Source organism: Weissella kandleri (assembly GCF_001438705.1).
Taxonomy (GTDB): domain Bacteria; phylum Bacillota; class Bacilli; order Lactobacillales; family Lactobacillaceae; genus Weissella; species Weissella kandleri.
The window spans coordinates 109,159-120,508 of sequence record NZ_JQBP01000001.1 but is presented as its reverse complement, the minus strand read 5'-3'; the positions used below and the strand labels follow the sequence as shown (position 1 = coordinate 120,508).

Genomic DNA, 11,350 nt, shown 5'->3' with positions numbered 1-11,350 from the left:
TTTAAAAGCTAGTAATATCAACGTTTCAATCGTATGCCTCTGCCTGTCAACGGCATATGTAGATAAAATAAACGACTAACAAACGGCTTCATAAAAGCATTTGTATGTCGTTTGTTTTTATGTTGTAGCAACTAACCATGACTTTCTTACAGCCAATTCAATCATTGATACAGCACCGTCTCTAGTCCTATTCATTAACGTGACAAGCTACAGTATTTTTTAAATAAATATCTCTCAATAAAAAACATACGCTAAATACTTTATTAATAACTAAAAAATGTCGCCTCACCGACGACATTTTTTAATTCATCTTCTATCTACATTAACCACGTAATTTTTTCAAAGCATGATATAACTTTAGTTTCATACCTTGAATAGGCATTTCAAATGTACCAATCATTTGTTCCGCGTACCCATTAAAGTCTTTTTTGAATTCAAAGACCCCATCACTACCATCAAATGATCCATCGATTCCAAACATATTGTAACGCTTAATGCCTGAAGCAATTGCATCTTGAATGACCGCATCTTGAATCTGATAAGGGCCATAGAACTCCATGTATTTTTCATAAGTTCCCGAATACAAGTACAACATTTCTTGTGGCATCTTAATAAACATCCCACCTGCAATAATCACCGTATCATCATCGGCTTCAGAAGCTAACTTTGATGCACGATCAACCCGCTTCATGTGGGACTTCTTTTGATCATTAAATTCATTATATTGACGCTCAAACTTTGGATTATTTGGATATTTCTCGATTTTACCTTGAATTTTTACCAACTTTTTATCTAATTCGGCAATCTTGTCCTGTTCTTCTGCAATGTAATCCGAAAAAGTTAATTCAGCGACTAAAAACATCACCCTATCACCATAACTATCATAACTAGCTTGATAATAATCTAAAGTCTTCGTTCCAAAGCCAAGTCGTTCCCCAGTCTCGTAAGTCAAATCATAAAACTTATTCAATTCTTCATATGGTAGCTGGCGAAGCTTTACGCCAAATTGTTTATTCTTTTTCAAATAATAACTGATATTTTTAGAAAAAGTCTTCTTAACCTCATCATAACCACTATCGCCAAACTCTTTTACATACTGCCAAGAAACTTCATCTTTTAACTTACCTTCTAGCGCCGAATTAACTAAACCATGTTTAAATGGGAGGTGTTTAAGTCCATATGAACTAATTGTATTAATCATCGCCTGATCTGGCTGACTCATACCATTTCCATCATTATCATATTTCTGATAAACCAAATTGGGCGACATTTTAACATACATTAAATGCCGATCTTTAGCAAATTGTTTTAAACCATTTATAAACGTTGACAGTTGTTCTTGATCATTAAAATCTAACAGCGGTCCACGATCAAAATTAATTCCTTTACCAAACCGAGTTTGTTGATAAGTGGCTTCCCCACCACCAATCACAACATCGTTATCATCAACGATTCCAACGACTTCAGTGTCAATTTCACGCCGGCGTAAAACTTCCAGTTGTTGGGTTGATTGAGCAAAACCACCTTGGGGATGTTGCATCACCATAGCATCAAATTCATCTAATCGATCTTTTAAATTAACAAATTTCATTAAATTATTCAGCCTCCACTTTAGCTATTATTCTTTTCTTTTTCTTTCCGTTTCGCATCCATTTGGCTCAAAGTCCGCTTCAAATCTTCCTGCTCTTGATCTGAAACTTGAGTGACATGTTGATTTTTCCAATCAGGTTGCGTCTCAACTGGACGCTTCTGATACGTTGTCGATTTTTTAGTTTGTTGCTTGTTCTTCAGATTGCGTTCCCGTTTTTGCAAATAGGCCACGACATCTTGTACTGTTTTTAACTTCGCCTGCGACCAATCTGAATACGTGCTCTCCAGCACTGCCCGTGGCAAAGTTGTCCTTTTTTCAAGAACACTCAAGGCATAAATTTCCATATTAATTACTTCATCTGGCAAACGATTGTATTTAATTAATTGTTCAATACTATTACGCTCACTGCTAGAAATAATTCCCCCTGTTTGATTCCGGATATCAGCTAAGAATTCTAACGGCTGCAAAGATTTAGCTTGCTTAAACAACTGTTCCACAGCACTAGTTGGCGCTTTTTGATCAGTTTTGTTTTTTGATACATTATTTTCAACTTTTAACTTGCTTTCAGCGGCCACTGATTGGCTTTGTTGATTTTGAAAATCATTTCTCAATTGTTGATCAATCACTTTGACATTAATCTGATGATTGACGCCAATGTTTTTTTGAATCAACTGTACTAGTTTCAATTCATCTAGTCCGTACAAGCGTTTCCACAACATTAAATCTGAACTAATAGCCTGTAAATCTTGTTTGCTAATATTAAAGCTTACTAATAATGATTGCATTAATTCTAAATCCAGGCTAGGTTGATTTTTAACCTCCGCTGTTTTTAAAGGAGAAGTTTGAAATGCCCGCGGGGGGGTCAACTCTGGAATATGATCAAAATTATCTTCATGAATAATGTCAAAGAAGCCTTTAGTAATATTTTTACCTTCGATTGCAGGTCGCTGCTCCAATAAATTATCTTTTAACCAATGAAACTGTGACTCGCCAACCTGGTTAATCAAAACTTTCACCAACAATTTATCTGATAAAAATTCATCACTTTTAATCGGAGCATGCATTTCATATACCCACTGTGATTCCAAAGTCAGAACTTGCTCAAATGTACTCAACAATCCAAATCCTTCTAGTTTCTCACGAGCTCGAACAAAATTTGGTCCAGTAATTCCAATTTGGTCTAATAAAACTGTATGCACAATTTTATTATGATTAATACGTGGTAAGTGCATTAAAGCCAAATACAAAGTTAATGCATCCCCACTAATTAATGGCAAGTACAAATTACTCAACGTTTGCAACTCTGAAGTTGAAAGTTGTTGTGCTCCCTCCACGGAAAATTTATTATTCACATTAAAGCTCACTGCACCTCACCTCCTTTTAGGCCAAGCTATCACGAATTTTCATTAGAACATGATCCAACTGTTCATTAACATATTCATCTTTATCATTGGTTAAAACATAATCCGAGCATGCCTCTTTTATTTCAAGTGGCATCTGTGCTGCTATACGTTGCTCTGCTTCTGTTTTAGATAAATGATTGCGTTTCATCAAACGTTCTAGTTGCGTTTGCTTATTTTCAACTGTCACCATTAAAACCTGGTCCATCTTAATAAAGTTATCTGTTTCAAAAAGCAAAGGAATTTCGACAAAAACTAATCGTTGTCCACTTTGGTCTAATGCTGATAATTGTTTTGTTAAAGCTTGATTGATTAATGGATGCATAATTTGGTTTAATTGTTCCAATTTAGTTTGATCATTAAATACTAATGCCCCTAACTTAGCTCGATTCAAACCGTGTTGTTCGTCCACCATATCAAAACCAAATTGCCGCACAATTTCAGGTAAAGCTTGTCCGCCTGGCGCAGTTAAGTCATGACTAACTTGATCAGAGTCTAAAACAACATAACCTAGCGTCCGCAATTTATGTGCGATCGTGGATTTACCCGTTGCGATTCCACCTGTTATTCCAATCTTTAGCATCACTTTTATCCCCTAATGTAATACTTGGCAATGCGGACAAAACGTCGTTCCTCGTTGTGCAACTTTGATCTTTTCTAAAATCGTCCCACAGCGATAACAAGGCTCACCTACTCGTCCATATACTTTCAATTCATTTTGGAATCCACCAGCTTCACCAAAAGCATTCGTAAATGAGTGCACCGTGGTGCCATGATGTTCTGTCGCCACTTTTAATTCATCAATAATCGCACGTCTTAAAATTTTCATCTGTTCTAGCGGAATAGTATTAGCTGGTTGCAATGGATGTATTTTCGCCATCCATAAAGTTTCATCAACATAAATATTCCCTAACCCCGCAATATGACTCTGATCTAATAAGAAAGGCTTAATAGCTCCTTTACGTTGAAATTCTTTTTGCATATATTCCAAGGTTAAAGTTTTTTCCGTTGGCTCTGGCCCAATTTTTGCTAAACCAGCCACCGTCATCGTTTTATCAGTATCAACCAAGTTCATTCGGCCGAATTTCCGCGTGTCACGATAAAAAAGATCAACATTATCACTCAAATGGAAAGTAATTAAATCATGCTTGCCTGGTGCAGTACCCGCAGGCACAGTATAATAAGCCCCCTCCATACGTAAATGAGATACTAAAGTCTTATCTCCACTTAACCGAAATAATAAATATTTTCCCCGTCGATCAACTCGTTCAATTTTACGTTCAGCTAATTCAGCATCAAATTCTTCTGAAGACATCCCCGGAATTTTTTCCCAACGAACTTCTACACTCTGAATCGTTTTACCAACTACTAAATTTGTTAATCCTCGACGTACTGTCTCTACTTCTGGTAGCTCTGGCATATAACCCTCCTAACCGCTGATACAGAAACAGTTTTATGATTGTCCACTAACTCGGGTACTAACTTTTTCTGTTTCATATATTTTTAATCGTTCAATTTTAAAAAACTTTACAAGGCATCATTTATCCATTATACCAAAATATCATCAATTATCATCACAAACAAAAAAGCCTACTAACTATCTAGTCAGTAGGCTTTTAGTATATTCTATTTTAATGATTCATTACAGCGAATGCATCGAACCAGGCCCCCCATATGCATTATTTCAAACGATGAACACACCATTACTTGCGGCATCATATTGGTCTATAGTTCCGTAGTTATATCAATCATCGCGCTTAACCATGGCTCCGGGACCGATGTTCACATTATCACCACCATCAACTCGACTAACCAAGGCTAAAGGAATTCAGTTTAACTTAGTATCATCGCCCCCATCGGACATTTAATAGCTAATCCCTTGCCACATTTCGTATGCAAAAATGACCTTATCAAATTTAAATGGCTTGAATAAGGTAAACGCTCCACCATCTTGCTTAAACTTCTTAATGGCATCTGAATCTTCAACGTTGTCTGTTCCAGTGTCTCCTGCAGCCTATCGAGCATACTGAATCAATTTATCAATATCTAGTCCGCCAGGTCAAGCAGTCGCTGTAATTTCTCGGTGTAGCTTAATTGCACTTCGATCAATCGGCAATCCATAGCGTTCACAAATATCTGCCAACAGTTCCACCAGAACGCAAATTAACTTTATCCATGTCCAACAAAGCCTTAATATCATTAACATCAAGAGCCTTTGTACCCGCTAGCACCTCTGATACAGCGCTGTTCAGCTTTGTTTGCGACAATGCTTCAGACAGTGACTTAGTGTCGCTATCGTACTTTTGTTGAAGCTCTGCATACTTACTACTTAGCTCTTCATTATCGCCAGCTTGCTTTTTTAATTCTTTCAAGTCTTTATCTTGACTCATTAGTTGTTCTTGCAAGCCATATCGTTCGGTAACTACAGCCCCATAGTCTGATTGAACATTCGACTTGTCCGTCTCAATGTCTTCGCCGTTTGCTTTCATAATTTGGTCAATAGCATCATCATTAACGCCTAAACTCTCCAAAAAATCATGTTTCATAACGTCCCCCTACAGTCATTTACGCTGACTAGGCGAGATTTTGGTATGAAAAAAGAACCTTTTTACGACATGTTCAGGTCAAAATAAAGACAGCTACACAAAGTAGTTGCCTTGAAGAATATTGTTTTAGTAATCTTTATCGCTACGCCACAGAGGCATAAATTCATTGTAACTATCAATGGCTTTTTGTGGCGCATTATCAGTTAATTGATAATCAACATAATTTCCGTACTCATTTTTATTAGGAAATGTATCAATTTTAATATACCAATCTTTATTTTCTAAAAAATACGGTCTGGTTAGTGCCATCATAAATTCCTCAATACTTTAACCCATGAATTATTATTTCCTAACTTTAAAACAGCTACAATCATGTAGTTGCCTTAACGAAATATTGTTTTAGTAATCTTTGTCACTGTTCATAGCCTGAACAAATTCTTCGAAATCTTTTTTAACTGAGTCTGGAGCCTTATCTGTTAAAGCCCAAATGTAGTTATTATGTCCTGGGTTATTAATTGGATCACCAAAAGGGTCCACTTTAGTTTCAGTGTACCACTCTTCGTTTTTCATAAATTCCGGCATTCCCATTCCCATTATAAATCCCTCATAACTTTCTCAAATGCCTCAGTTAAGGCGTTCTTGTCTCCTAGTTTAAGTCTCGCATATAGTTCAGCAAATAGTTCACGACGGTTACTTTTGGCATATTTTGAAATAAAGTGTTTGTCCAAATCACTATTATTTAACCCGCTTTGATTTCTAGCTTCATTATAAACCTTATCAACCAGACCATCAATCCAATCATCGCGACTTGCCTTGGTTTTTGGTAAATCAGGATTATGTTTCTCATACAAAACATTATGCAACATATGGCCCATTTCATGAGTCGGCATATAATTCAAGGCCTGGTTCTTAGGCACGTTCATTAACCAACCCGCATCGATTTCTCCCTCAATTGCCTTCCGATGTAGATTTTTACGCTCAAATCGTTTGTTATTGTAATTGATTTCCATAACCGGATAATTAACACCCCATTCAGTCACGGCGTACGATTTAGCTACGTCATCTTCCATCTTAATAGCTTTATAATTTCGTAAATCATTCATAAACTCATCAAGATTAGCTCCACCATAGTTGGTTAGAACCAAGATAACTTGTTGAATATCTTGAACATCATTAATAAAGCCGTTGTAGATTAAATCGTAACTATCAATCCTTTATACTGGTCCAAGTCTGGTGTTCCGTCAGCATTGTTTCTAAACTCAATAAATGGAACAATCCCAAAATCATGCTTCAATACATTACTAGGCTCTCCATCAGGCATACCTGTAATTACATCAACCATTTGTTGATTGCTGTTAAGCTGCATTGATTCGTAAGTTTGACTAGCTGGATATTGATAAAACTGCCCTTCAGTATCTGTCCAAAACTCTTCAAAGATAGTTTCCTTACCTTCAGCGTTGATACCAGAATAAGTACGCCTAACCCCTAGCAACTCGTGCGTAAGGCTATCTTTGTACACTGGGACAATTTGGTTTGGCGGTACGGGCGCGAATTTAATCTCTCCAGTATTTGAATCATGCCAAACAAAAAGCCAAGCACTGCCAGCTAATGCTGCGTCCTTGACTAATTCTTTAATGATTGCTTCAAATTTATCGGGTAATAATTCAACTAACTGTTTATTTTTTGTATCATCATTCCCATTAACATCACAACCATGTAAAACAAAAATAGAACCGCTCCTACCCATTAACATCACAACCATGTAAAACAAAAATAGAACCGCTCCAAACAGAAGCAGTCCCATCGCTGTCAAACCTAACATGAATATAATATTAAATAACATGTTCTTCTCCCACAAAAAACGCCTAACTATAATTAGTCAGACGTTATCTAAATGTTAATTTAATTATTTTTAATACGTCCCACTAGCCATGAAACTAATATAACAACGATTACCGCTCCAATCATTGAAGGGATAAGCGCCATACCTGCAAGATGTGGTCCCCATGTCCCTAACAACATTTCCCCTAACCATGAGCCAACTAATCCTGCTAAAATATTAGCAATCCATCCCATGGAAGTATTAGTAATAGCACCACCAACTGTTCCAATAAGCGCCCCAATAATTAATGTCCAAATCAATCCCATATTATCCCCCTTATTCGCTAGTCTGTTTTATGATGTCCAAAAACAATAGTAGTAATTGCAGCAACAACAACGGTTAAGATGATTGTTGTCATCACCGGCATTTTTGCTGCTTCTTCTTTAGCAGTCTCAAACTGTTCTTCTGCTTTACCCATCAACCCTTTAGCCATTCCTTCAGCTTCAGTTTTAGAGTCGCCAGTAACCTTACCAGCTACTTCTTTAACTTTACCAGTCGCTTGATCCTTCATTCCATCTAACTTGTTATCTAAAGCCATCATAGATTACCTCCTAGTAGTTGTATAATGAATTTTCATTCATGGCACCTAGATTTATATTTAAATTATAACACAATTATGAAAACGCTACCATTGCAATTATTTTATAATAATTGTTGTAAATAAAAAACGCCTAACTGTTGTTAGACGTTGCATTTTTTGCAACTTTCATGATTCAAATTATTGAATAACTGATTTTAAAATTAAAAAAGCATCAATCAAATGATTGCTACCTTTGTAAATATCCTTATCTAAGAAATTCCTTATTATTCAATATTTGAAGTCTTAACAGATATTCCGAGAATTTCCGCAACAATCGTTCACGTTAATTTTGAAATAATCTGTAAATTTAAAATTTAAAAAAGCTCATTTATGGTTACCAAATTGTGAATAGAAATAATCACTAAAAAAACCTGTATGTCTCATAACTGTTTATTGTCATTTTGACATCTCCTTTAAAAAACCTGAATACTATAATCCAATTGCTTTACTACTTATTGTTCAATAAAATAACGTAACTATTAAGATAAGAGTTATTAGAATTCAATAATCAAATAATCAATATCTTTATCAGTGTTTCAAGACTGATTGACCATTACACAAACTATTCAGTGATGTTACAGATTTCAAGGTTCCAACCACTGAAGAAAAGTATATTTAGAACCCATTCTCGACATGTACAATAACGAGCCTCTATCTCATTCAATTAGTCACATCCGAATTTCACTTTTACTTTCCAACCGCTTAATCAGCTTGTAGATCAACTATCAAAAATTTCGTATCGAACAACCATGTACACTAATCAAGGATAGCAATATCGTCACAGAAAATGAATTAAGACGTTAACGAAAAACCGCATTATTCAAAGCATGTCACGATGTGCGACTGCTCTAGATAATGCGGTTATGCAAAGTTTCTTTAATCAGCTGAAGGTTGAAATCGATCCTTTAACCAAATATTCTTCGACAAAAGAGTTAATTGATGTAATCAACAGCTGGATATTGTACTACCACAACACAAGAATTCCAGTGAAATTAAATGACCATTCACCGGGAGAATACTGACAAATGGCCGCTTAATCAATAAAAATATTTTACTTGAACTTTTTGGCTACACCGTATAGTTAGTAGGCTTTTAGTTTATTCAATGTTATTTTCGTCCCATCTCAATATATTATGCATATGTTTATTATTTAAGATAATACTCCACTAATACTCAGCGCAACTAAAATTACAGTAATTAAAGAAATAACCATCAACCAAATATATAACTGATGCCCATTCATTTTGTAATGCCAAAGGCTCCATACAAATGTCAGTACGTATGTTACTATCATCAACCAATCCATATTCATAAATATGTTTAAACCAAACGTTATCATTAATTATCTACAATATGACTTTATACAAAAAACAGTTAATTACCTAAATTATATATTTGATAAGAATCAATATATTTTAGCTTTTTATCATACTTCACCTTTCATCAAATATGTTTATATTATAACAATTTCAATGTATTGACAAATAACATTTTATGACAAAATATCATCAATAAGTACTACCTTCACTTATTGGAAGCACCGAGGCTTAATCGTATTCATTTTTTCATACAAAAAAGGCAACTAACTTCTTAGTTGCCTCTACAAATTTAATTGAATTTGAATAGATTAACCTTTATTGCGTCCAAATAACCATGTAACAATGATTACGACGACAACAGCCCCAATAATTGATGGGAATAATGCCATTCCGGCCATATGTGGCCCCCATGAACCTAATAATGTTTCACCAAGCCACGAACCAACCAATCCAGCTAAGATATTGGCAATCCATCCCATTGATGTTTTAGTAATCGCACCACCGATTGCTCCAATAATTGCTCCTACAATAAGTGTCCAAATCCATCCCATAATTTTTACCTCCTCAATTGTAAACTATTCTTTAAGCTTCTCTTTTACGCCTTCGGCCATATCAGAAGCTGCATCTTTGACATCACCAAACTTTTCTTTAGCTTTGCCCATCAATCCTTCGGCTTTGCCCTCAGCTTCGGTTTGTTTGTCACCAGTAACTTTACCTGAGACTTCCTTAGTCTTACCGACTGCTTGATCCTTCATTCCATCTAACTTGTCATCTAAAGCCATAATAGATTCCTCCTATATGTGTACCAATGAATTTTAATTCATCGCAGCTTCGTGTTTACATTTATATTATAACACAATAAGAATATAGACGTAAATGTTATTTTTTTATAATAAAAAACATTTTATCCTTTTAAATATACTAAATTAGAAAATCAATGTTTATTAATTTAGTATCAAAATAGTAACAAAAGGCACCAGAAAACTCTTAATTGATGATAAAAAAGGTGTTACATACTTTACTATTGATTTCAAAAAATTATTAATAAAAGGTAAATCTAAAATTTAATTATCTTATTTTAATGCCAAATTCAAGTATCCAACAATAAATAAACTGACGCTAGAAAATTTTAATACTGTAGTTTCCAGTCATACTATCATGAGCAGCCAAATGATTCATCCCAAACTTATCCGCTAAATCACCAGTTGCGTCGGTGCTATCAGCAATCCCCCACCAAGGTTCAATACATAAGAAAGGCGCCTCAACATCCGCTTTCGTCCAAATACCAACATATTTAGCATTATCAATCGTTAGCGTCACTCCATGTTGGTTTTGCTCATCATGAAGCTTAATTTCAAACGGTGTCTGTTGCAAATCCAAAATAATCGCGTCATTTTGGTAATCTTCCCACCGAACTGGTAAAGTTTGCCGACCATCAAAGGTAGTATCTTGTTGAAAATCAACAAATGGGCCAGCCAAAATTTTTCGATTAAAAGTTTTTTGCGGATTAAACTCTAACTGATAATCTTCAAAATGATGTTGATTATCCATTGGTAAGTTAAAGCCTGGGTGACCTCCCACCCCAAAAATCAAAGTTTCATCTGCGGGATTAACCACATGATATGTTACATTCAACTGGTCATCTACCAAACGGTAAGTCACCTCAAACCGAAAGTCAAAAGGATATTTTTCCTTAGTTTCAGCAGTGTTAGTCAATTGAAATTTGACCATTTCAATTGTTTGCTCAATGACTTTAAAAGGCATATCACGCGCAAAACCATGCTGATTCATATGATATTTATGACCTTGATATTGATATTCATTATCATGTAAACGTCCCACAATTGGAAAAAGGTTTGGTGCATGACGTCCCCAAATTTTAGCATCAGCTTGCCACAAATATTCTTTCGCGGTGGTATTTAATTGGAGACTACTTAATTCGGCACCTAACTCGTTTACCTCCACAGTCAACAAATCATTTTCCAACTTGATCATTTATTTCTCCTTAATAATCTGTATGATGTATATAGTA

Annotated in this window: 13 protein-coding genes and 1 pseudogene; 1 reads left to right on the top strand and 13 read right to left on the bottom strand. The window is 35.3% G+C overall.

Translation table 11 applies throughout. The annotated features are described in order from the left end of the window. Positions 1-322 precede the first annotated feature (322 nt). The 10 genes and pseudogenes from IV73_RS00580 to IV73_RS00530 all read right to left on the bottom strand — a co-directional run bounded on the left by IV73_RS00580 (position 323) and on the right by IV73_RS00530 (position 7,957). Positions 323-1,591 (bottom strand): peptidoglycan bridge formation glycyltransferase FemA/FemB family protein, encoded by a 1,269-nt coding sequence (locus tag IV73_RS00580; RefSeq protein WP_057753353.1) that lies wholly within the window; start codon positions 1,589-1,591, stop codon positions 323-325. 20 nt (positions 1,592-1,611) lie between these two features. Continuing rightward, a complete protein-coding gene (locus IV73_RS00575) occupies positions 1,612-2,955 on the bottom strand; it encodes a DnaD domain protein (RefSeq protein WP_057753351.1) in 1,344 nt (447 codons plus the stop codon). Positions 2,956-2,971: 16 nt separating this feature from the next. Continuing rightward, positions 2,972-3,574, bottom strand: a complete 603-nt coding sequence (gene coaE, locus IV73_RS00570) for a dephospho-CoA kinase (protein WP_057753350.1) — start codon at positions 3,572-3,574, stop codon at positions 2,972-2,974. Between the two features lie 12 nt (positions 3,575-3,586). Next, positions 3,587-4,411 carry a bifunctional DNA-formamidopyrimidine glycosylase/DNA-(apurinic or apyrimidinic site) lyase gene (gene mutM / locus IV73_RS00565; protein ID WP_057753348.1) on the bottom strand — a complete coding sequence of 275 codons (825 nt, stop codon included), beginning with the start codon at positions 4,409-4,411 and terminating at the stop codon, positions 3,587-3,589. Positions 4,412-5,117: 706 nt separating this feature from the next. Next, a complete protein-coding gene (locus IV73_RS00560; protein ID WP_057753346.1) occupies positions 5,118-5,537 on the bottom strand; it encodes a phage scaffolding protein in 420 nt (139 codons plus the stop codon). A gap of 126 nt (positions 5,538-5,663) precedes the next feature. After that, positions 5,664-5,849, bottom strand: coding sequence for a hypothetical protein (locus IV73_RS00555; RefSeq protein WP_236697712.1), 186 nt, complete (start codon positions 5,847-5,849; stop codon positions 5,664-5,666). Between the two features lie 87 nt (positions 5,850-5,936). Beyond that, a complete protein-coding gene (locus IV73_RS00550; RefSeq protein ID WP_057753342.1) occupies positions 5,937-6,131 on the bottom strand; it encodes a hypothetical protein in 195 nt (64 codons plus the stop codon). After that, positions 6,131-7,284 (bottom strand): annotated as a pseudogene (locus tag IV73_RS06815) (phage portal protein). The gene IV73_RS00550 and the pseudogene IV73_RS06815 overlap by 1 nt, the downstream one beginning before the upstream one ends. Positions 7,285-7,439: 155 nt before the next feature. Next, positions 7,440-7,685, bottom strand: a complete 246-nt coding sequence (locus tag IV73_RS00535; protein ID WP_057753336.1) for a GlsB/YeaQ/YmgE family stress response membrane protein — start codon at positions 7,683-7,685, stop codon at positions 7,440-7,442. Positions 7,686-7,702: 17 nt separating this feature from the next. Then, on the bottom strand, positions 7,703-7,957 hold the full coding sequence (locus tag IV73_RS00530; RefSeq protein WP_057753902.1) for a CsbD family protein: 255 nt from the start codon (positions 7,955-7,957) through the stop codon (positions 7,703-7,705). An 869-nt stretch (positions 7,958-8,826) separates the two neighbouring features. Here IV73_RS00530 and IV73_RS06810 point away from each other — a divergent pair. Next, a complete protein-coding gene (locus tag IV73_RS06810; RefSeq protein ID WP_083485513.1) occupies positions 8,827-9,021 on the top strand; it encodes an IS3 family transposase in 195 nt (64 codons plus the stop codon). Between the two features lie 605 nt (positions 9,022-9,626). On the opposite strand, the gene IV73_RS00525 is transcribed toward IV73_RS06810, so the two are convergent. The 3 genes from IV73_RS00525 to IV73_RS00515 all read right to left on the bottom strand — a co-directional run bounded on the left by IV73_RS00525 (position 9,627) and on the right by IV73_RS00515 (position 11,313). Continuing rightward, the gene (locus tag IV73_RS00525) at positions 9,627-9,869 is read right to left on the bottom strand and encodes a GlsB/YeaQ/YmgE family stress response membrane protein (protein WP_057753334.1); all 243 of its coding nucleotides are present in this window, start codon (positions 9,867-9,869) and stop codon (positions 9,627-9,629) included. A gap of 24 nt (positions 9,870-9,893) precedes the next feature. Then, a complete protein-coding gene (locus IV73_RS00520; protein ID WP_057753332.1) occupies positions 9,894-10,100 on the bottom strand; it encodes a CsbD family protein in 207 nt (68 codons plus the stop codon). Positions 10,101-10,437: 337 nt separating this feature from the next. Beyond that, positions 10,438-11,313, bottom strand: coding sequence for an aldose 1-epimerase family protein (locus tag IV73_RS00515; RefSeq protein ID WP_057753330.1), 876 nt, complete (start codon positions 11,311-11,313; stop codon positions 10,438-10,440). Positions 11,314-11,350: the final 37 nt, after the last annotated feature.